The 18,925-nt window shown below is 66.5% G+C and carries 22 protein-coding genes; 7 read left to right on the top strand and 15 right to left on the bottom strand.

Annotated elements, in window-relative coordinates; translation table 11 throughout:
• Positions 1 to 12 precede the first annotated feature (12 nt).
• From K3A84_RS20565 to K3A84_RS17145, 7 genes are all read left to right on the top strand, one after another.
• Positions 13 to 792: a cold-shock protein gene (locus tag K3A84_RS20565; RefSeq protein ID WP_318248325.1), complete on the top strand. Its 780-nt coding sequence runs from the start codon at positions 13 to 15 to the stop codon at positions 790 to 792.
• A 171-nt stretch (positions 793 to 963) separates the two neighbouring features.
• Complete coding sequence (locus tag K3A84_RS17170) at positions 964 to 2,157, top strand: aspartate aminotransferase family protein (protein WP_225010661.1); 1,194 nt, start codon at positions 964 to 966, stop codon at positions 2,155 to 2,157.
• Positions 2,154 to 3,083 carry an ornithine carbamoyltransferase gene (gene argF / locus K3A84_RS17165; protein WP_225010660.1) on the top strand — a complete coding sequence of 310 codons (930 nt, stop codon included), beginning with the start codon at positions 2,154 to 2,156 and terminating at the stop codon, positions 3,081 to 3,083. Before K3A84_RS17170 ends, argF begins: the two co-directional genes overlap by 4 nt.
• A gap of 8 nt (positions 3,084 to 3,091) precedes the next feature.
• A complete protein-coding gene (gene hslO, locus K3A84_RS17160; RefSeq protein WP_225010658.1) occupies positions 3,092 to 4,000 on the top strand; it encodes an Hsp33 family molecular chaperone HslO in 909 nt (302 codons plus the stop codon).
• Positions 4,001 to 4,098: 98 nt separating this feature from the next.
• On the top strand, positions 4,099 to 4,512 hold the full coding sequence (locus tag K3A84_RS17155) for a hypothetical protein (RefSeq protein ID WP_225010656.1): 414 nt from the start codon (positions 4,099 to 4,101) through the stop codon (positions 4,510 to 4,512).
• A 58-nt stretch (positions 4,513 to 4,570) separates the two neighbouring features.
• On the top strand, positions 4,571 to 5,266 hold the full coding sequence (queC, locus tag K3A84_RS17150; RefSeq protein WP_225010655.1) for a 7-cyano-7-deazaguanine synthase QueC: 696 nt from the start codon (positions 4,571 to 4,573) through the stop codon (positions 5,264 to 5,266).
• Complete coding sequence (locus tag K3A84_RS17145; RefSeq protein ID WP_225010653.1) at positions 5,259 to 6,809, top strand: MFS transporter; 1,551 nt, start codon at positions 5,259 to 5,261, stop codon at positions 6,807 to 6,809. Before queC ends, K3A84_RS17145 begins: the two co-directional genes overlap by 8 nt.
• A 27-nt stretch (positions 6,810 to 6,836) precedes the next feature.
• Here K3A84_RS17145 and K3A84_RS17140 read toward each other — a convergent pair whose 3' ends face one another.
• The 15 genes from K3A84_RS17140 to K3A84_RS17070 all read right to left on the bottom strand — a co-directional run bounded on the left by K3A84_RS17140 (position 6,837) and on the right by K3A84_RS17070 (position 18,891).
• Positions 6,837 to 7,364 carry a superoxide dismutase family protein gene (locus tag K3A84_RS17140; protein WP_225010651.1) on the bottom strand — a complete coding sequence of 176 codons (528 nt, stop codon included), beginning with the start codon at positions 7,362 to 7,364 and terminating at the stop codon, positions 6,837 to 6,839.
• A gap of 94 nt (positions 7,365 to 7,458) precedes the next feature.
• The gene (locus K3A84_RS17135; RefSeq protein ID WP_225010650.1) at positions 7,459 to 8,526 is read right to left on the bottom strand and encodes an OmpA family protein; all 1,068 of its coding nucleotides are present in this window, start codon (positions 8,524 to 8,526) and stop codon (positions 7,459 to 7,461) included.
• 191 nt (positions 8,527 to 8,717) lie between these two features.
• Entirely contained in the window at positions 8,718 to 9,176 is a 459-nt protein-coding gene (locus tag K3A84_RS17130; RefSeq protein ID WP_225010648.1) for a DUF2793 domain-containing protein, read from the bottom strand.
• Between the two features lie 25 nt (positions 9,177 to 9,201).
• A complete protein-coding gene (locus K3A84_RS17125; RefSeq protein ID WP_225010646.1) occupies positions 9,202 to 11,400 on the bottom strand; it encodes a phage tail protein in 2,199 nt (732 codons plus the stop codon).
• Between the two features lie 10 nt (positions 11,401 to 11,410).
• Positions 11,411 to 11,800 (bottom strand): peptidoglycan endopeptidase, encoded by a 390-nt coding sequence (locus K3A84_RS17120; protein WP_225010644.1) that lies wholly within the window; start codon positions 11,798 to 11,800, stop codon positions 11,411 to 11,413.
• On the bottom strand, positions 11,797 to 12,627 hold the full coding sequence (locus tag K3A84_RS17115) for a DUF2163 domain-containing protein (RefSeq protein WP_225010643.1): 831 nt from the start codon (positions 12,625 to 12,627) through the stop codon (positions 11,797 to 11,799). Before K3A84_RS17115 ends, K3A84_RS17120 begins: the two co-directional genes overlap by 4 nt.
• A 1-nt stretch (position 12,628) precedes the next feature.
• Entirely contained in the window at positions 12,629 to 14,968 is a 2,340-nt protein-coding gene (locus K3A84_RS17110; RefSeq protein ID WP_225010642.1) for a DUF2460 domain-containing protein, read from the bottom strand.
• A gap of 14 nt (positions 14,969 to 14,982) precedes the next feature.
• Positions 14,983 to 15,555 (bottom strand): tail tape measure protein, encoded by a 573-nt coding sequence (locus K3A84_RS17105; protein WP_225010641.1) that lies wholly within the window; start codon positions 15,553 to 15,555, stop codon positions 14,983 to 14,985.
• Positions 15,548 to 15,745 (bottom strand): phage tail assembly chaperone, encoded by a 198-nt coding sequence (locus tag K3A84_RS17100; RefSeq protein WP_225010640.1) that lies wholly within the window; start codon positions 15,743 to 15,745, stop codon positions 15,548 to 15,550. Before K3A84_RS17100 ends, K3A84_RS17105 begins: the two co-directional genes overlap by 8 nt.
• Complete coding sequence (locus K3A84_RS17095) at positions 15,742 to 16,056, bottom strand: gene transfer agent family protein (RefSeq protein WP_225010638.1); 315 nt, start codon at positions 16,054 to 16,056, stop codon at positions 15,742 to 15,744. Before K3A84_RS17095 ends, K3A84_RS17100 begins: the two co-directional genes overlap by 4 nt.
• Positions 16,053 to 16,460, bottom strand: a complete 408-nt coding sequence (locus K3A84_RS17090) for a phage major tail protein, TP901-1 family (protein WP_225010636.1) — start codon at positions 16,458 to 16,460, stop codon at positions 16,053 to 16,055. Before K3A84_RS17090 ends, K3A84_RS17095 begins: the two co-directional genes overlap by 4 nt.
• Positions 16,461 to 16,485: 25 nt before the next feature.
• Positions 16,486 to 16,881, bottom strand: coding sequence for a DUF3168 domain-containing protein (locus K3A84_RS17085; protein ID WP_225010635.1), 396 nt, complete (start codon positions 16,879 to 16,881; stop codon positions 16,486 to 16,488).
• 3 nt (positions 16,882 to 16,884) lie between these two features.
• Positions 16,885 to 17,040, bottom strand: coding sequence for a hypothetical protein (locus tag K3A84_RS17080; protein ID WP_225010633.1), 156 nt, complete (start codon positions 17,038 to 17,040; stop codon positions 16,885 to 16,887).
• Positions 17,037 to 17,591: a head-tail connector protein gene (locus tag K3A84_RS17075; protein WP_225010631.1), complete on the bottom strand. Its 555-nt coding sequence runs from the start codon at positions 17,589 to 17,591 to the stop codon at positions 17,037 to 17,039. Before K3A84_RS17075 ends, K3A84_RS17080 begins: the two co-directional genes overlap by 4 nt.
• Before the next feature lie 127 nt (positions 17,592 to 17,718).
• Complete coding sequence (locus K3A84_RS17070) at positions 17,719 to 18,891, bottom strand: phage major capsid protein (RefSeq protein WP_225010630.1); 1,173 nt, start codon at positions 18,889 to 18,891, stop codon at positions 17,719 to 17,721.
• Between the last annotated feature and the right edge of the window lie 34 nt (positions 18,892 to 18,925).

Below are 18,925 nucleotides of genomic sequence, written 5' to 3'. Positions count from 1 at the left end.
TTATTGGTTTCTATGGGTTTTGACAGAGGGCGGCGGGGTCGCGGACGCGACAAGCGCGACGGTTTCGGCGACGAAGGTTTTGATCCCTACGGCGGTGGCGGCGGCGGCGGCTTCGGCGGCGGGTTTGACCGCGGCGGCTTTGGCGGCGGCGGCGGTCGCGGTGGTTTCGGCGGCGGCGACCGTGGTGGTTTCGGCGGCGGCGACCGTGGCGGCTTCGGCGGCGGTGGCGGCGGCGGCTTTGGCGGTCCCCGTGGCGGCGGCGGTGGTGGCGGCTTCGGCGGCCCGCGCGGCGGTGGCATGCCTGCCCAGGTGGTCGGCACCGGCAAGGGTGTCGTCAAGTTCTTCAACGGCCAGAAGGGCTTCGGCTTCATCCAGCGTGAAGACGGTGGTGAGGACGTGTTCGTCCACATCAGCGCGGTCGAACGTGCCGGTCTTGAAGGCCTGGCCGAAGGGCAGCAGCTCGAATTCAACCTGGTCGATCGCGGCGGCAAGATCTCGGCTGCCGACCTTCAGGTCGTGGGCGACGTGATCGAAGTGGCGGCCAAGCCCGCCGCGCCGCAGCGTCAGCTGACCGGCGAGAAGGCGACCGGCACGGTCAAGTTCTTCAACGCGATGAAGGGCTTCGGCTTCATCACCCGCGATGACGGCCAGCCGGACGCATTCGTGCACATCAGCGCTGTCGAGCGTTCGGGCCTGCGCGAGTTGAACGAGGGCGACAAGCTTGAGTTCGACCTCGAGGTCGATCGACGAGGCAAGCACTCGGCGGTCAACCTGGTGCCCGTCCAGGGTTGATCCCGATCGCATCGCCCCTTGGTCGGTTTGACCGGGGGCCTGCAAAAGCCTAAACGTGCACAGATGGCGGCCCTTCCGGGGCCGCCATTTGTCGTTTGCGATTCCCGATCCCATCCCGGACCCCGGCCCAAGGTAGGCGGCCGGACCGATTCGCGAAAACAGGAGATGTCCATGTCGATCACCCCGCTGATGCCCGTGTACCCCCGGTGCGGCGTGCGTCCGGTGCGAGGCGAACATTGCCACCTGATTTCCGAAGACGGCACGCGCTATCTCGATTTCGCCAGCGGCATCGCGGTGAACCTGCTCGGCCATTCGAACGAGCATCTGATCGGCGCGATCCAGCGGCAGACGGTGACGCTGATGCACGTCTCCAACCTCTATGGCAGCCCCCAAGGCGAGCACCTGGCGCAGCGGCTGGTCGATCTGACCTTCGCGGATACGGTGTTCTTCACCAATTCGGGCGCGGAGGCAGTGGAGTGCGCGATCAAGACCGCGCGCGCCTACCACAGCCACGTCGGCCACGACGACAAGTACGAGCTGATCACCTTCAAGAACGCCTTCCACGGGCGCACGATGGCGACGATCAGCGCGTCGAATCAGGAAAAGATGCACAAGGGGTTCCTGCCCTTGCTGCAGGGCTTCAAATACGTCGACTTCGACGATCTCGACGGCGCGCGCGCCGCGATCGGCCCAAATACGGCGGGCTTCCTGGTCGAACCGATCCAGGGCGAAGGCGGCATCCGTGACGCTTCGGACGAATTCCTCAAGGGCCTGCGCGCGCTGTGCGACGAGCATGACCTGATGCTGATCTTCGACGAAGTACAGTGCGGCGTTGCCCGCACCGGCACGCTTTATGCCTACGAGCAGTACGGTGTCGTGCCGGATATCATGGCCACGGCCAAGGGCATCGGCGGTGGCTTCCCGATGGGGGCCTGCCTCGCCACCGAAAAGGCGGCGCGCGGCATGGTGATCGGCACGCACGGCAGCACCTATGGTGGCAACCCGCTGGCAATGGCCGCGGGCGAGGCCGTGCTCGACGTGGTCGCCAATCCCGAATTCCTGGCCGATGTCACCGCGAAGGGGGAACGCCTGCGCGGTCGGCTCGAGCAGTTCATCGGCAACTATCCGGACTTGTTCGAACTGGTGCGCGGTCGGGGCTTGATGCTGGGCGTGAAGATGAAGGTCGAGCCGCGTGCGTTCGTGGCGCACATGCGCGACAACCACCAGTTGCTGACCGTTGCTGCTGGCGACACGACCTTTCGTGTCCTGCCGCCGCTGGTCATCGGTGACGCTGAAATCGACGAATTCATGGATAAGCTCTCGGCTGCCGCCGCCAGCTACAATCCCGAAGGTCCTGCCACATGAGCACCCGGCACTTCCTCAACCTTGCCGACGCGGGTGGCGACGGGGTCGCCGCGATTCTTGCCGATGCGATCGACCGCAAGCGCGCGCGCGATGGCCAGCCGAAGGGGCGCGTCGATGCCGATGCGCCGCTGGCCGACCACGTCCTGGCCATGGTGTTCGAGAAGAATTCGACCCGCACGCGCGTGTCCTTCGACATCGCAATGCGCCAGCTGGGCGGCGGCGCCGTCATCCTTGATTCTGGGACCACGCAGCTCGGCCGCGGCGAGACCATCGCCGATACCGCCCGCGTGCTGAGCCGCATGGCCGACGCGATCATGTTGCGCACCGACGATCACGCCAAGATCGAGGAACTGGCGCATTACGCGACGGTGCCGGTGATCAACGGGCTGACCGACCTGTCGCACCCCTGCCAGATCATGGCGGACCTGCTGACCGTGATCGAGCACGGCAAGGCGCTGCCTGGGCTTGAAGTCGCCTGGCTGGGCGACGGCAACAACGTCCTGAACTCGATCGTCGAAGCGGCCGGGCTGATGAAGTTCAATGTCCGCATCGGCGTGCCAGAGGGCTATGAGTCCGACGCAGGCTTCATCGCGCTGGCGGAAGCTGGCGGCGCGCGCATCAGCCTGCACCGCGATGCGGCCGAAGCCGTCGCCGGCGCCGACGTGGTCGTGACCGACACCTGGATCTCGATGGGCCAGGCCCACGCCGAGGCCAAGCTGGCGGCGATGGCGCCCTATCAGGTCAACGATGCGCTGATGGTCAGGGCCAAGGCCGATGCGCTGTTCCTTCACTGCCTGCCCGCGCACCGAAATGAGGAGGTCACCGACGCGGTGATCGACGGGCCGCGCTCGGTGGTGTGGGACGAGGCGGAGAACCGCATCCATGCGCAGAAGTCGGTACTGCGCTGGGTGTTCGGGCAGATCTAGAGGGCGCCATGAGTTCGACCGACCTGCCCGGTGGCGATACCGGCTTCGACCGCCTGCTCCACTTCACCATCCCCGACCGCGATGCGCGCGGGCGGATGGTGCGGCTGGGGCCGGTGCTGGACACGATCGTTTCTGCCCACGCCTACCCCGCACCGATCCGCAACCTCTTGGCCGAGGCGCTTGTGCTGACGGCGTTGCTCGGTTCGCTACTCAAGGAAGGCGATGGGCAACTGACCATGCAGGCGCAGACCCAGGACGGCGTCGTCGAACTGCTGGTGTGCGACTGTCGCAATGGCGAACTGCGCGGGTACGTGCGGCACGATCGGGCACGGCTTGACGAGTTGGGGCCGAACCCGAGCCTGCATTCGCTGTTCGGCGACGGATATCTTGCGATCACCTTCGATCTTGCCGCCACGGGCCAGCGCTATCAGGGGATCGTGCCGCTGGAGGGCGAACGGCTGAGCGAGGCCTGCGAAAGCTACTTTTGGCAATCCGAGCAGGTCCCGACGCTGATTCGCGTCGGCCTCGGCAACGAAGAAGGACACCATTGCGCTGGCGGCCTGTTGCTGCAGCACCTGCCCGAGGGCGAGGAAGGCCGCGAGCGGCTGCATGTCCGGCTCGATCATCCTGAATGGGAGCATGTCTCGATCATGGGAGGCGCGGTCCGCCGCGAGGAACTGGCCGATCCGGGGCTGGGTCTCGAATCGCTGCTCTGGCGGCTGTTCCACGAAGAGCGTGAAGTGCGGGTCGAAAAGGGTGCGTTCCTGTCGCGAGGCTGCCGCTGCACGCTGGAACATTACCGCGACCTGATCGGGCGCTTCCCGGCCGAGGAGCGCATCGACATGGCCAACGACGAGGGTGAAATCCTGGTCGATTGCGCCTTCTGCTCGAAGGTGTTTCGCATCGAGAATGTGTAGCATCCCCTGATCGCGGTAATTCAAAACCGCACGAATGCGCGCTAAAGGAAGGGAGCGCCGGTGTCAGGGGGACGCCGGTTCCGATCCCGGATCGCGCCATGGGTAGAGTTCAGTTCGTCCGCGCCGCGCGCCTGCTGGCGGCAGCCATCGCCCTGATGGGGGGCGTCGTCGTGGCGGGGGCGCCATCCCTCGCCATGCTCGATCGGTTCGAATCCGGCCAATGGGAATTGCGGCAGCGCGACGGCGGAGGGGGCGGCAGCCGGCGCTGCCTTGGCAATGGAAGGACGCTGATCCAGTTGCGTCATCCTGGCCTGCAGTGTCGCAGCACTATCATCGAAGATGGCGAGGCTTCGGTCACCGTCCAGTACGTCTGTCCCGGCAATGGCTATGGCCATACGCGCATCCGGCTGGAGAATCCCCGCCTTGCCCAGATCGAGACGCAAGGGATTGCCAATGGCCTGCCGTTCGCGTTCGTGGCAGAAGCACGTCGTGCCGGTCCCTGTCGGCGCTGACGTCTGCCCCCGCCCGGCGACCATTGCCACGCCATTGCGCGCGGGCTAGCCCCTCTGCATGAAGCAATTGGAAACGGGCGCCGAGGCGCCGCTCGCCGTGGTGCTGCTGTCGGGTGGCCTGGATTCGATGGTCTGTGCCGGCTTGGCCATCGAGCAGGGCTTTCGCGTTCTGGCGCTGACGATCGACTACAACCAGCGACATCGCATCGAACTGGACGCTGCCCGCATCATTGCGACGCGGCTGGGGGTCGAGCGCCACGTGATCCTGCCGCTCGACCTGCGCCAATTCGGCGGCTCGGCCCTGACAGCCGACATCGACGTACCCAAGGATGGAGTGGGTGACGACATCCCGGTAACCTACGTGCCTGCGCGCAACCTCGTATTCCTCTCGCTCGCGTTGGCATGGGCCGAGGCGGCAGGATCGAGCGATCTGTTCATCGGCGTGAACGCGCTCGATTATTCAGGCTACCCTGATTGCCGACCAGAGTTCGTCGCCGGCTTCGAATCACTGGCCCGCATTGCGACGCGCGTCGGTTCGGAGGGTGGGACGGTCAAGGTTCACGCGCCGCTCCAACACTTGAAAAAGTCGGAAATTGCGCGCGAAGCTGCGCGTCTCGGACTTGATGCAGGCCAGAGTTGGTCGTGCTACGATCCCCTTCCCGATGGCCGCGCTTGCGGTCAATGCGACAGCTGCCGTCTGCGTCGTGCCGGGTTTGAAGAGGCGGGCCTGCAAGACGGGACAAAATATGGGTGAGGAAAAGGATGCCGGGACGGACAGTGCCGCTCGGGTGGAAAGGTATAGTTGGTACGCGCTGGGCGTGCTGGTCCTGGTCTGTCTGCTGAACTTCGTTGATCGGCAGTTGCTGACCATTCTGGCTGTCGACATCAAGCACGATCTCAAGATCGATGACGGTCAGTTCGGCTTTCTCTATGGCACCGCCTTCGGCGTGTTCTATGCCCTGTTCGGGATCCCGCTCGGCAAGCTGGCCGACCGCTATGCCCGCACGAGGCTGCTCTCGCTGGGTCTTGCGCTCTGGTCCGGGATGACCGCCCTGTCGGGCTTATCGGGCAATTTCATGCAATTGGGCGCGGCCCGGATCGGCGTGGGCGTTGGCGAAGCGACGGCTGGGCCATGTGCCTATTCGCTGCTCTCGGACTACTTCCCACCGCGGCGGCGGGCGACTGCCATCGCGATATACTCAGCCGGAATCTATCTGGGCGGCGGCATCTCGCTGTTCCTCGGCACGTCGATCGCGAGTGCCTGGAACCGGGCATTCCCCGTAGGCGCGCGTCCCTTCGACCTTGCTGGCTGGCAGGCGGCGTTCCTCGCGGTGGGCGTGCCAGGCCTGCTGCTGTCGATGTGGGTGCGCAGCTTGCGCGAGCCCCGTCGTGGCCGGTTCGAGGGGGTGGTGGTGCCCGATGTCCCGCCCCGGCTCGCATTCGGTGCGTTTGTCGCCGATCTCGGGACGATCGTTCCGCCGTTCACGATCGTTGCTGCGGCGAGGCGTGGCGGCCGCGCGTTGCTGGAAAACATTGTCGGTCTTGGCGTGATCGCCGCAAGTGTTGCGGCTTTGACGTTTTTGCTTGGCGATATGGTGCAGTGGATCGCGCTGGGCACCGGCATTTACGCAATCTATTCGTGGGCTTGTGCGCTCCGTCGTGACGATCCGCCTGCTTTCGAGGTGATCTGGGCGTCGAAGTCGATCGTCGGTCTCAATATCGGGTACGGCCTGATCAGCGCGATATCCTACGCCAGTTCGGCGTTCGGGCCGCTGTTTGCGATGCAGTACCATGGCATCTCGCCAACGGCCGTCGCGCTGGTGGTTGGGGGGATGGCGGCCATGGGCGGCGCGCTGGGCGTCATCGCAGGTGGCGCGCTAGGGGACCGGGTGGGCGTCAACGGACAGAATTCGCGCAGAGTTCTCGTCGTGCTGGGCGCGTCCGCGCTTTCGGTCGCCCCTAACTTGGTCTCGTTGACCACCAACTCGCCGACGGTCTTCCTCTTCTGCATCTTCCCAATGTGGTTTCTGATGAGCGTCGGCCTGGGGGGGGCGTCGGGGGCGATGGTCAACATCGTCCCGGCATCGATCCGCGCCACGGCAACGGCTGCGTTCTTTCTTGGGGCGACGATCCTCGGCCTTGCCATGGGGCCATATGCGGCGGGTCGGATCTCGACCGAATTCAGCAGCCTGCGTGTCGGCCTTGGCGCGATGCTATTGCTGTTCCCGCTGGCATTCGGCGCACTGCTTTTGTCCTGGCAGGATTGCCGGCGTCGCGAGCGGAAGATCGGAACCTGATGGCGTTGGGGTAAACTGGGCCCGGCGTCACGCCGGGCTCAGGACGCCGCACGCTATCCGCCCACCGCTGTTGCCAGCCGGGTCGGAGCGATAGTCGTCCGGGCCTGCGTGAATTACCACAGCGGTACCGTCCGTGTCGAAAATATGCGGCGAGAGTTCCGCCCATTGGCCCGGCAGCATGATGGTAGCTGCGCCGGCTCCGTCAGCAGCAACCGCAATGTTGGGAAGATCGCCCAAGTGCGAGCCAGCTGGGTTCTGCACGCCGTGCTGGTGCATACCCGGATTCAGGTGGCCGCCAGCGCTGGCGAAGGTAGGGGCAACGCACTGGCCGACAGCGTGGAGGTGAATACCGTGGGGGCCTGGTTTTAGGCCGGTCACTTGGACCGTAAGGGTCACAATGCCCGCACGGTCGGAAATCAGTGCAGATCCGATTGCGCGCCCGCTCGCATCAGCGATGCTTGCTCTTGCGAGTTCGTGATTGGTTGCTGCGGTGGTGGCGCATCCGGCCGAGGCCAGAAGGGCGGCACTCAACGGCATGATTGATCGCAGGCGCATGGCTAACCTCCATCCATAACAACGACTCGGCTGATAACGAAAAAGGGGCCGGATTTCTCCGGCCCCCTTCGCATTTATTTCCGCAGAAGCAGAATTACATGCCCGAACCCGGACCGTACGTGATTTCCACGCGACGGTTCTGGAGTTCGCGAACGCCATCGGCGGTCGGAACGCGCGGGTTGGATTCGCCGAATGCCTGGCTGCTGATCGCAGCCGACGGGACGCCGTGCGAGGTCAGGTACGACTGGACCGACGCGTTACGACGCGAGGAAAGGCCCAGGTTGTACTTCGGGGTGCCCGAGCGGTCGGTGTAACCGGCAAGCATGATCGGAACGCTGGCGCAGTTGCCATAGGCCGTGACCGCGTTGTCGAGGATGGTTGCCGCTTCAGGCGTGATGTCCGACTTATCCCAGTCGAAGAACACGATGTACGGACCCTTGTTGCAGACCGGAGCCGGCGGCGGGGGCGGCGGGGGCGGCGGGGGAGCCGGCTCCGGCATCGGCTCGGCGCCACCGAAGTTGTAGGCGAGCGTGCCCAGCAGCGAGTGCGAGCGGAAGCGCGTTTCAACCGGCACGCCGGCAAGTGCGTAGTTGCCGGTCAGCTTCACGTTGTTGACGTTGAAGAAGCGGTACTTCAGGCCCACGTCCCAGTGCTTCGAAAGCGGAGCGCGGACGCCCGCGATCGCCTGCCAGGCAAAGTTGGTGTCGGAGTCATCGACGCCGCCGAAGCTCTTGATGATATGGTACTTGACGTTCGCGACGCCAACACCGCCGCCGATGAAGCCCTGAAGGCCATCGTCATCGCCGAAGTCGAGCAGGCCGTTGACCATGTAACTCAGAGCGCGCGCGTGACCGCGCAGCGTGTCGTCATCACGGTTGAACGTGGTGTTGCCGACGGTCAGCGAGTCGTTCTGAGCGCTGCGATAGCCGACTTCGCTTTCCAGGCGGAAGCCACCAAAGTCGTAACCGACGATGCCACCGAAATCGTAGCCCGTCTTGTTGTCGAGAGTCGCCGCGTTTTCAACGCCACCAATGGTGGCTTCGGAATTTTCCAGGATCATCGCGCCGCCATCGGCTTCAACGTACCAGGAATCATTCCGAGCGAGAGCCGGAGTCGCCATCGCTGTCGACGCCAAGGCAAAGCCAAGGACCAGTTTCCGCATTATCGTTTCCCCTTTTAGCGAAATCACGCCACGTCGTTGTTCATGTCTATCGGTTCTGTTGTATTCGTGCAAGCGGGCACCGAGCCAAACTGTTGCCGAAAAACAACTGCTGCGTGTTGTTTGGACGACAAAAGCGCAGTGGAAACGCCCTCATGTGCCCCTCCAAATGCAACCTCTCCGTTTTGGTTCCGTCAGGGTGACGAAAAAATGCCCGCTTGTGCGAGCAGGGACAGTACTGTGGCAAGGACGGCACGCGCCTGGGTGTCGACTACGGTACCGCCACTCGGCGGCGCAGGCGCGATCACGCGGCTCCAGGCATCGGTGAAGCGGATCGTGCAATCGTGCTCGGTGTCGTGCGCCGACATTCCGCGGACCGGCGACAGGAAGCGCCAGCCACCGTTCGTCCATGCGGCAATCTGCCCCGCATGGCCGGAAAATGACCCGCTGGGGGACGGACCGACGATCCAGGCTTTCCCGATCGTTGGCGTGGTGGGAGGAGTCGAAACGGTCGCCTCGATCACGGGGTTGAGCAGGATATCGACGAGGGCGAGGGCTTCGTTGACGGTCGTCTCCTTCTGACTCTGCCCAGCGAACAGCAATGGCAGTGCGTGATGGGTCGTCGCGGAGGGAAAGCTTTGCGGGTCGGTCATGGAACGGCTCCAGGGAAAAGGAAGGTCATGCGGGGAAGGCGATCGTCAACGCCGGGGAAAGCGATGCGCGCCCGATCTGGCGTATGCTGAACTGCGCGCCCGACGACGGCGGCGCTGGTAGATCGCTCGCTGGGATTGACAGTCGCGGAACGCTGCAGGTCCAGCGGGCCAGGGGGGCGGCCAGATCGCCGAGCACCACGTCCCACGCTTCGCGCTCTTCGTTCAACGGGGTGTCGACGAAGTCGGACCAGGCCCATGCGCCTCGTGCGCGGCGCACCCAGCTCAGGGTCACAGAACCGTCTGGCTCCAAGGCGACCTTGCCGTGAACCGGGCTCAAGGGGCGGAGTGTTGCGCCTGCACAGCTGATTTCCGCCGATACAGGCGTTGTGTCGTTCAGGCCAACGGCCAGAAGCGGACCGGCGCTCCCCGCGAGCGCCTCTGCACTTATGGAGACAAGCGGCGAGTCCAGAAGCGCAAAGGGCTCCCCTGCCACATGGCTGCTGATCGCCCATTCGGTTCCGCCACGACCGCGCAGTAGCCCTGAGAGGCGCCAGCGACCTGAGCCAAGGGGGGCGGCCTTGGCGAACTGGACGATTTCCTCACCCACGAGCGCCCGGTTGGCACCATTTAGGATGGCGGAAAGCGTGGCCCCGCTCAGATCGAGGTCGACCGCCGCAAGCTGCACGTCGAGGGTCGAGCAAAGGTCGCGCAGCAACGGCGATGCGAGCCCTAGCGCGTTGAGGGTGATGCCGGTCGTGGCGCGTCTGCGACCCGTTGTGCCGAGGGGGGCGAGGTCCCCCGAACCGGACCCGACGGGTGCAAACAGAGCAGCCCCCTTCCAACCGGCACCGCTGCTGGAGGCTGCAGCGAACACCACAGAGACATTGCCGTTGCCCGTTCCGTCCCACGGCAGTTCGAAGGCCTGCAACTGCGTCGGCGTGACGATGGCGTCCACGGCCGGGTTGTGACGTCCCGCATCGGTGCTGGCATCCGTGGCGGGCAACGCGATGTCCTGCAGCATCGTCAGCTGCAGCACGACGCCGTCCTTCTGCCACTCCCAGTCGTCGATCCGCCAAGCGCCTGCGCTGATCGGCGTCCGGACGACGGGTCCCGAGAACAGCGCGGGATCGATCGTCGTCGTGCGATAGGCTAGGGTCTCGGTCGGACGGGACAGGCGCTGGCTGGCCCTGTCCGCCAGCGTGCGCGCGTGTTCCGCCGCTAAGGTTGCGGGCAGATCGATGATGGTCAGGTCGCCCTGCTCGCTGCGCCCCTTCCCGCGTTGCAGGCCCGGTTGATAGTCGCGCGCGACATCATAATACCGCAAACCGCATTGGCGCGCGCGTGGCAGGGGCTCGCGTCGCCGCGACCAACCGCCGCTCTTCAGATCCTGGGCATTTGCGTCTTCCCCGGCTGCGGGCAGGGGAAGCATCGGCGGAACCGTCGTGGCAGACATGGCATCCGCCAGCACCAGCGTCTCGCCGGAGAGCCAGGCCGAAATCGGGATCGCCCTGCCGATCACAGCGATGGTGTCGCCTGTCGTGCCCTGATCGATCGAAAATCCGGCGAAGGTCTGGGCAAGTCCCGTGCAGCGCGCATCGGGCAGGATGCTCTGGCAAATCGCTGCTACGTCGCACCCTGTCGCATCCGCAAAAATCTCGAACGTGAGCGAAGGAATGCGATTGCCGAAGTCGGAAAGTTGCAGATCCTCGAACACCACGTAAGCGATGCCGCGGTAGGCCGGGCAGTGGCCTGCGGCTTCCGCCTGGGCGAGCAGCGGGTCGGCGTCCTGGTCGCCAAAGCCGGTGTGCAGCCGCATCGTGCCGCCGACCTTGAGATCGCCTGCCGCACCGCGCAGCAGGTTCCCGTCTGCCCAGATGCGCCCGATGCTGCCGATGGGGCGGCTTGCCACTGCGACCGCGAAGGAGGCCGAATAGGTGTAGGTCGTAACGGTCGGCTGCCCCTTGCCACCGCCCGACCGTGCTTCCTGCTCGATCAGTTCGGTCGACCAGATGACGGTGCCCGCGCTGCGGACCGTGCCGAAGTGAAGCGGCAGCGCGTCGCCATAGCTCGACGTCTGGACCGAGACGTCCTTTAGCCGGGGGCCATGGACGGCGCGCCCCCCCAGAACCATGCTGTCCACTTCGCGTCCAGCCAGCGCACCGATCGCGCCACCGATGGGGCCGCCCAGCGCGGTACCCGCAGCCGTGAGAAGCAATGTCGCCATTTTGAATGTCCTAGTTTGAGCGAAGTCGCCATTCGCCAGCGATGGGCCAAGGCGTTTCGCCCGGCAGGAAAACCACGCGGCGCAGGCCTGCATGCGCATGGACGAACCCGTCGGGCACGCGGATCAGAAGGTGAGGTTGTACCGGATTGGCTCGAACGAGGACCAGATCGCCCTCGCGTTCGACGGTCTCGAACCCGTTCAGCGGGGCGAACAGGGCAAACCCGCTGCAATCGACCTGGCGCATCGTGTAGCCCTGCGGCGCGACCACGCGATACCCTGCCCGGATCATGGCCGCGGCCACCACCCCCACGCAATCGAGACCGTCGTCCGCGCTGCGCCCATGCAGGCGGTAGCGGACTCCGATCAGGCTGATGGCCGCCGTTGCCAAGGCGGCATTCATGCGCCCGCCAGTGGATAGCGTGCCAGCAGGTCATTGCCCGGCAGGAACGGCTCGCCCCGAAAGTTTACCGCATTGGCAAACCGTGCAGCGCAAGTCTGCAGAATGTGGTCGCACCCCTGACGCACGGTCATGCGTGTGCCGACACTGGTCGTCGGATCGAGCGGGCGGTCGAGCAGGAGCCAATCGCCGTCCCTGCCTTCGACACGTCGCCACAGCCCGGCATCCGGTCCACCAAGCGCGCGCAGCTTTCCGAATACGAGGTCGTCGAGCGCAACTGCGCCGTCGATACGGATCGCGTAACCCGTGTCACTGATCGCGGCCAGTGCATGCACGGCAGTGAAGCGCGTGGCTGAAAGAGTGCAACCGACCTCGCAGAATTCCGCGCGGCACGTCGGCGAGGTGCGCGGTACGATCTCGCGTTCGAACACCGACTTCAGCGATTTCAGCTCGGCCGAAAAGCCGGCGCCCTCGATCCCGACCGCGCCAATCGTGCCCCGGTAGATGTCCTGCCGTTCCAGCGTCTGCCAGTCGACCAGTCCCATCGCGATCGACGCGCCGTCGAAGCGTCCAGCCGTCAGATCCTGCTCGCGGATCAAATCATGGCTGAGCGCGCCCGCTATCTCGGCGCTGTCGGGCTCCAGCGTACCGGTCTTGCGGATCGAGGAGGGCGTCATGCCCGGTGCCGTGCGGTGCAGCAGCCCGTCGAACCACAGGTCGCGGTCATGCGTGGTAAAGCCGAGCGCGAAGCCGTCGGCGCGTTCGATCCGCCACCACACCGCCGCCGTCTCCAGCGGCTGGCTGAACCAGATGCGCGTACGCTCCGCCATGTCAGGCCTCCTCGCGCAGTTCGACCAGCGGCACGCTTGGCGCCTCGCCTGCCGCGAAGGCGGCGCCCGAAACATCCAGCCGGTCCTCGGCAAACCGCACCGGCACATCGAAGAGGAAGCCCGCCCGCACTACTGCGCCAGCCGCGGGAGCGGTCGCGAACATCACAACGCCGCCGTCGGCCAGCGTCCAGCCGCCCACCTCGATGCCATTCACGCTGACTTTCAGGCTCTCCGCCCGTACCCGCGTGATGCGCCGGGTCTGCAGGTCCGCGCCGTCGCCATAGGCTTTGATCAGTTCGAACCGAGCCTTGGCGCCGTCGCCCGAGCCGATCACCTGATCGAGCGCGGTCGGCGTGCCGGTCATGCCGTTGGAGCTGTAGTCCGACGGATCGCGCAGGCGGAACCCCCGCGCCTGGCCACGTCGCGCCCGAAAGAAGGCGATCAACTCGCCCAGTTCAGCCTCGGATCGCACGCCGGGCCCCACATCGAAGCGCAGTCGCGCATCCGACCACAGGCTGTTGCGCCGCTCGAAACCCGATGCGGTGATCGTGACGTTGGTCGAAAACTCGGGCGTCACGGTTGCCGCACGGCCGAGCGCGATGGGGAACAGGACATCGTCGAAAGGTTGCATGGTTTGATCCTCGCTGGCGTCGGGCAGGCGGGTGAAGCCATCGCGCGCCACTTGCGGCAGCGCCCAGATAAAGGTTTCGGCCACGCCCAGCGCACGGGCTTCGCTGGCAGCGGCGTCGATCCGCGCCCATTCGGCCTCGGCATTCTCCGGCAACAGCACGAAGCCCGACAGGAAGTGCTGCTGCGCGCGTACATATCCCAGCCGCGCCTCGACGGCTGCCCGCCCGGCCGCGCGCAGCGCCTCCTTGCCCGCCGTCAGCCAGTCGTAGTCTTCCAGCTGGAGCGTATCGAAAGCCGGGCTTGCCCAGCCGATCGGCAGGTTGGCGCGCCGCGCTTCGGGAAATTGCGGATCGAGCACTGTCGGCAGAAATGCCAGCAGCAGCACTTCGGCACCCGCCGCGCCCGCCTCTGACCGCACCGCTGCCGTCAGCGCCGCCGTTGCGCTCGCGAGCACCGCGCCCGCACTTTCAAGCAGAGCCTTCTGCGGCGCGGTCAGGCTCGCGGCCATGTCGGGGATCGCCACCGGACTGCCGCCGAACGCTGCCTTGGCAGCATCGTCATAGACGCAGATCTCGCGCCCCGGCGTGATCCACCACCAAGGCTCGCCCACCTGAAAGCGCACGGGCAAGCCTGCGGCCTTCTGCAAGGCCACTAGCCGCCGCGCCACCTTGGCGAGCCAGCCCTGCGCGCCCGAATGCGCAGGCGAAAGCAGCGCCGAGGGTGGCAACCACGCGGTCCGCGCCGCCCCTCCGCTCGCGGTGCGCTGCTGCCAGGCCGCAGGGCAATGCTGCGCCAGCAGTTCGAAAGACTGCGACAGGATCACCGAATAGCCGGCTGCTTTCGCTTCGGCGAGGAAAGCACCATGCCACGCCTCGGCCGCCGCATTCATCGCGGGCAGCACCGGATCGACCACGAAGCCGCCCGCGCCATCGGGCGCCAGCGGCATGAAGTGGCTCATTCCGACGTAGTGGTTGATGCTCCCGCGATAGCCCAGCCCCAGCGCCTGACGGACCACCCGCGACGGGGTCTGGTTGTAGCAATCGTCATAGCCCGTCGCGATCGACAGGCCATGCGGTGGCACCATCACGTCGCCCATGTTCAGCATCGGTCGGTGCCCGTCGCAGCGGATCTGCGAAAGCTCGGCCCAGCCGGTCAGCGCGGTCGCGAACGGCGAGGCATCCGCCGCAGCATATCCGGCAGGGGCGAGCGACACGAACATCCGGTCGATCGCCGCCGGATGCACCGGGTCGGCGTCTGCCGGAAGCGAGAAACCGCCCTCCAGCGCGGAGAACGGCAGCGTCACCTGGGCATCGGTCGGCGTGCCCATGGCATAGTTCCACAGCCGCACGTACCAGGTCCGCCCCGCACCTGCGGCATCACGCCCCTCGATCGTCAGCGTCGGCCCGTTGACCAGATCGAGCGGCAGCACCCCGGACGAACGCCATCGGAACGACAGTGTCGTGCGCGCATAGTCTCGGTCGGTATCGTAGGCGAGCAGCGGGTGGTCCCAGCGGTCCTCGCTTTCCCAGATCAGCCCGACAAGGTCGTTTCGCTTCTGGAACACCGCGTCGACGCGCAGCGCATCCGGGGCTGAAACCACCACCGACGCCATCGCCGGACGGGGAAAATCCACCGTCCAGAAGCGCGGGTCGAAGCGCTGGATCATGTCGGTCTGCTGGACCGTCCGTTTCCTGGCGAGCCAGAAACTCATGGCAATCTCCGATTCTAAGTGTCGCTGAGCGCGCGGCGCACCGCCTGCGCCACCTGCCGCCCCGAACGCCGCAGGCTTTCGGGCTGGCTGGACCCTGCCGGGGCGACCACGCGGATCGAGACGTTCACGTTGCGCGGTGCCCCGCCCGCGCCGTTCTCAACCCGCCCGGCGGACGTGGGTACGAACAGTTCCGGCCCCCGCTCGCCCACGACATAGGCCTGCCCTGGCGCCACCGGCCCGCCGGTCGCACGTCCTGGAAGGCCGAACAGCGAGCCGATCAGCGAGGTCAGGCCACCGCCCAATCCGCCATCGCTCCCGCCGCCCCCAAGGCCTAGCGATCCCAGCCCCGCGCGCAGCGCCTGCCCGGCAATGCCATCCAGCACCTGGTTCGCCATGCGCCCCAGATCTTCGAAGCCGAGGCTGCCCTTGCGGATCGCGCTGGCTAGGCTGCGCTCCAGCGTCGTCCCTCCCTTGGCGAAGCCTTCGACGAGAATGCCGTCGAAGCTGTTGCGCATCCTGCCGATGTCAGCGTCGAAGCCGTCCGTGCTTGCGCGCACATCGACGACCAGAGTGTCGAGGTTATCCATGTCGCTCGCGCTCCATCAGGGCGTTGATCGTCTGGCGGTCGATACCGCCGTCGGGGGAGGGCATTGCCGCGGCGAGCACCGTCGCCAGTTCCTCGGGCGTCGCGCGCCAGAAGCGTTCGGGTGGCCAGCCGAGCAGCAGCGCGACATGGCCCGAAAGGCGCGCTGCGCCGGGCCCGAACCGCTCGCTCACGCCTTGCCCTTGAGCACCTGCACCAGCAGCGCGCGCAGCACCGGCGCGCAGGCGGCAATACCGGCACGGGCGAGCGCCTCGCAGAACGCCGTCCGGTCGGCCCCGTCGCGATCGCGCAGGCAGTGCCAGAACAGCGCCGCCAGCTCGGCCAGTTTCAGATGACCTGCGCTCGCGCGCTCGACCAGCGCGAACAACGGCCCCAGTTCCTCCTCGGCGGCGACCAGCGCGCCAAAGGTCGGGCGCAGGACGTGTTCGATCCCGTCGAGCACCAGCGCCGCTTCCCCGCGATGTGGGTTTGCGCCCGCGCTCATGCCTGCGCCACCGCGCCAGAGCTTTCGAGCGTCATCGTGTAGTTGCGCTCGCCGTTGAAATCGCCCGAGTAATCGAGCCGCTGGACGAGGAACCGGCCGCGCATCTTCTCACCGCCTTCGAACGACAGTTCGTAGTCGGCGATCGTGCCCGCCAGCGCATTGCCGCGCACTTGCGTCTCGGCCGCGCTGCCCAGGAAGATCCCGGCCGCGCTGACCGTCACCGAGCGAGTGCCCGCACCCGAAAGCAGTTCGCGCCAGCCGCCCGAATCCTTGCTGGTGATGACCACGGCCTCGCCGTTGATCGACATCTGCGTGGTGCGCAGACCTGCGACGGTGTTGTAGGTGGGCGTTGCTGCGCCATCGCTGATCTTGAGCAGGAAGGCGCTTCCCTTCTGGGCAGCCATGTCGGTTCTCCTCTGTCGTTGGGGGTCAGGCGGCCATCACGCGGACGCGGTATTCCAGCACCAGCGCGCGCCGGGCCTCGCCGCGCTGTTCGGCGCGGCCTTTCAGGAACATCAGGCTGGCGATGCGAAATCCCGCCGCGCTCTGGTCGGCAGGCAGGCTTTCCACCCGCCGTTCGATCGCGGCGATGAGCGCCGCTTCCGACAGCGGATCGTCGCCACGATAGTTCAGCTCCAGCGCCACGCGGATGTCGCGCCCGGCTTCGGTCTTGGTGCTCCAGTCGGTGCTGGCGCTGGCGGTCAGCGCAAGCCACGGCAGCGCCGTGCGCGAAGGCGCTTCCTCGACCACGGCGTTGAGGTTGCCGCTGAGCGCCGGGTCGGCCTGAAGCCAGGCCAGCAGCGCCGAACGAAAGGCGATTTCCATCGGTCAGTCCTTTCCGAACAGGGGCCAGAGCAGCGCCGCGCTGCGCCACTTTGCGGGCGAATGCCGCGCGGCGAGGTTCGCGGCACGCGCGGCGGCCAGCGCCTTCGCCCTGGCCAGCAACCGCTGCCGCAAGTCGGCGAAGTCCGTGGTGGCCCTCATGCCAGCCGCATCCGCCGCCACGGCCGCCACAGCGCCGCGATCGCGGCGGGGGGTGACGCGGCCTCGCCCGGCTTGTCGGCGTCGCGGCGGCGATGCTCGTGCGCGGCAAGGCGCATGATGCCTTGGCGCAGCGCGTCGGGCAGGCCTGCCCAGCCCGTCGCCATTCCGGCGGTGAAGGTCACGGCCACGCGCGTCTGGTCGGTCGCACGGCGCAGCCGGAACAGGCCGGTGCCATCGGCGGTCAGGTCGACGTCATAGTCGCCCGCCCCCAGCGCCGTGCGTTGCCCGCTGGCCGAAAGCGCCGCCGCGCCGGTGATCGCCTGCACCGGCCGGGTCGAAAGCGATTGCCATTCGCCCGAGGTTGCCAGGATTTCCTCGCAGCCGGACTGCAGTGGCATCGCGCCGGTGAAGCCCTCGCACAGATCGAGCGCGGCCATGATCAGCGCGGTCAATTCCGCGTCGTCGCGGCTGGAGCTGATGCCCAGCCACGCCTTCAGTTCCAAAAGCGCCGCCGGGGCCAGCGAGGGCGGCGCGACAATTGCCCGCTTCATGGCAATCTCCGGTTTCTGGGGGAAATGGGAAAAGCCGCCCGCGACGACGGGAAAGCCACCGTCGCGGGCGCAAGTCAGGAATGCGCGCTGGGGAAGGACGCGCACACCAGGGAGCGGGGCAAGCCGATCAGGTGGAGATCTTCAGGAGCTTGATCGCATCGCTGTCGAGCACCTGCCCGCCGATGCGGCGGGTGGCGTAGAACTGGACGTAGGGCTTGTTGGTATAGGGATCGCGCAGGATGCGGGTCGCGCTGCGCTCGGCGATCAGGTAGCCGGCCTTGAAGTTGCCGAAGGCGATCGGGGTGGCGCCCGCGCCGATATCCGGCATGTCCTCGGCTTCGATCACCGGGTAGCCGAGCAGGCGGTTGGGCTGCCCATCGACAATGCCGGCCTGCCACAGGAAGGTGCCGTCCGGCGCCTTGAACTTGCGCACGGCGGCGAGCGTTGCCGAATTCATCATCCACACCGCGCCCTGGCGCAGGCCTGCGCGCAGCGAGAACACCATGTCGATCAGCTTGGCATCGGGGCTGGCGTCGAAGCCGGTCGCGTTGGCCGAAACGATGTGCTGCAGCGTGCCATAGCTGCGCGTGGCGTCGTTGGCGGTGCTCGACCCGGCTTGGAGGAAGCCCTTGGGCTGGTTGGTGCCGCTGCCGTTGATGAACGCCGCGCCTTCGGCCCGCGCGAACTCGCCGGCGATTTCGCCAGCCAGCCACGATTCGACGTCGAAGGCCGCGTCATCAAGCATCGCCTGCGTGGCCGAGGGGTTGGCGTAAAGCTCGCCCATCGGCGGCGCAATCTCGGTCAGCTTGGGGCTGGCGGTGTCGGGACGCGCCGCCGTTTCGCTGACCCAGCCAGAAGCGGTGCCGCCGGTCGAAAGCAGGCGACGGAAGCCGCTGGTGCTGGTCTGCACCACAGACGCGACCGAGCGCACCGGACTGATCTTGAGCAGGCGGCGCGCGATCAGTTCGTCGATCTCGCGCGGCACGGCATAGCCGCCATCGGCGGGCACTCCCTGCGACAGCGACTTCAGCTCGGTTTCGCGGCCTGCGCGCAAGTAGCCGTCGACGAAGCCCTTCAGCTCGACCGAGGTAGCGCCAGCGCCCAGCATCGGGCGAACGGCAGGAGCGCGATAGACCCGCTCGAGGCGGCTCTTCACTTCCTCCACTTCGCCGCGCAGCATGGCGAGCGCGGCGTCGTGCGCTTCCTGTCGCGCGGCCAGGTCGAACGAGCCCTCGAGCGCGTCGGCCTTGGTTTCGAACGCAATCGCGTCTGCGATCGCGTTGAGGTTTTCGATGTCCATGGGGCTGAACGTCCTTTCTGCTAGGGATGGCCAC

Source organism: Novosphingobium percolationis (assembly GCF_020179425.1).
Classification (GTDB): domain Bacteria; phylum Pseudomonadota; class Alphaproteobacteria; order Sphingomonadales; family Sphingomonadaceae; genus Novosphingobium; species Novosphingobium percolationis.
The sequence above is the reverse complement of the archived record's forward strand: the minus strand, read 5'-3'. Positions and strand labels throughout refer to the sequence as shown.

Excerpts from the sequence above, each read along its gene's own strand:
- K3A84_RS20565 (WP_318248325.1), top strand. The coding sequence starts at position 13 with ATGGGTTTTGACAGAGGGCGGCGGGGTCGCGGACGCGACAAGCGCGAC.
- K3A84_RS17170 (WP_225010661.1), top strand. The coding sequence starts at position 964 with ATGTCGATCACCCCGCTGATGCCCGTGTACCCCCGGTGCGGCGTGCGT.
- argF (WP_225010660.1), top strand. The coding sequence starts at position 2,154 with ATGAGCACCCGGCACTTCCTCAACCTTGCCGACGCGGGTGGCGACGGG.
- hslO (WP_225010658.1), top strand. The coding sequence starts at position 3,092 with ATGAGTTCGACCGACCTGCCCGGTGGCGATACCGGCTTCGACCGCCTG.
- K3A84_RS17155 (WP_225010656.1), top strand. The coding sequence starts at position 4,099 with ATGGGTAGAGTTCAGTTCGTCCGCGCCGCGCGCCTGCTGGCGGCAGCC.
- queC (WP_225010655.1), top strand. The coding sequence starts at position 4,571 with ATGAAGCAATTGGAAACGGGCGCCGAGGCGCCGCTCGCCGTGGTGCTG.
- K3A84_RS17145 (WP_225010653.1), top strand. The coding sequence starts at position 5,259 with ATGGGTGAGGAAAAGGATGCCGGGACGGACAGTGCCGCTCGGGTGGAA.
- K3A84_RS17140 (WP_225010651.1), bottom strand. The coding sequence starts at position 7,364 with ATGCGCCTGCGATCAATCATGCCGTTGAGTGCCGCCCTTCTGGCCTCG.
- K3A84_RS17135 (WP_225010650.1), bottom strand. The coding sequence starts at position 8,526 with ATGCGGAAACTGGTCCTTGGCTTTGCCTTGGCGTCGACAGCGATGGCG.
- K3A84_RS17130 (WP_225010648.1), bottom strand. The coding sequence starts at position 9,176 with ATGACCGACCCGCAAAGCTTTCCCTCCGCGACGACCCATCACGCACTG.
- K3A84_RS17125 (WP_225010646.1), bottom strand. The coding sequence starts at position 11,400 with ATGGCGACATTGCTTCTCACGGCTGCGGGTACCGCGCTGGGCGGCCCC.
- K3A84_RS17120 (WP_225010644.1), bottom strand. The coding sequence starts at position 11,800 with ATGAATGCCGCCTTGGCAACGGCGGCCATCAGCCTGATCGGAGTCCGC.
- K3A84_RS17115 (WP_225010643.1), bottom strand. The coding sequence starts at position 12,627 with ATGGCGGAGCGTACGCGCATCTGGTTCAGCCAGCCGCTGGAGACGGCG.
- K3A84_RS17110 (WP_225010642.1), bottom strand. The coding sequence starts at position 14,968 with ATGAGTTTCTGGCTCGCCAGGAAACGGACGGTCCAGCAGACCGACATG.
- K3A84_RS17105 (WP_225010641.1), bottom strand. The coding sequence starts at position 15,555 with ATGGATAACCTCGACACTCTGGTCGTCGATGTGCGCGCAAGCACGGAC.
- K3A84_RS17095 (WP_225010638.1), bottom strand. The coding sequence starts at position 16,056 with ATGAGCGCGGGCGCAAACCCACATCGCGGGGAAGCGGCGCTGGTGCTC.
- K3A84_RS17090 (WP_225010636.1), bottom strand. The coding sequence starts at position 16,460 with ATGGCTGCCCAGAAGGGAAGCGCCTTCCTGCTCAAGATCAGCGATGGC.
- K3A84_RS17085 (WP_225010635.1), bottom strand. The coding sequence starts at position 16,881 with ATGGAAATCGCCTTTCGTTCGGCGCTGCTGGCCTGGCTTCAGGCCGAC.
- K3A84_RS17080 (WP_225010633.1), bottom strand. The coding sequence starts at position 17,040 with ATGAGGGCCACCACGGACTTCGCCGACTTGCGGCAGCGGTTGCTGGCC.
- K3A84_RS17075 (WP_225010631.1), bottom strand. The coding sequence starts at position 17,591 with ATGAAGCGGGCAATTGTCGCGCCGCCCTCGCTGGCCCCGGCGGCGCTT.
- K3A84_RS17070 (WP_225010630.1), bottom strand. The coding sequence starts at position 18,891 with ATGGACATCGAAAACCTCAACGCGATCGCAGACGCGATTGCGTTCGAA.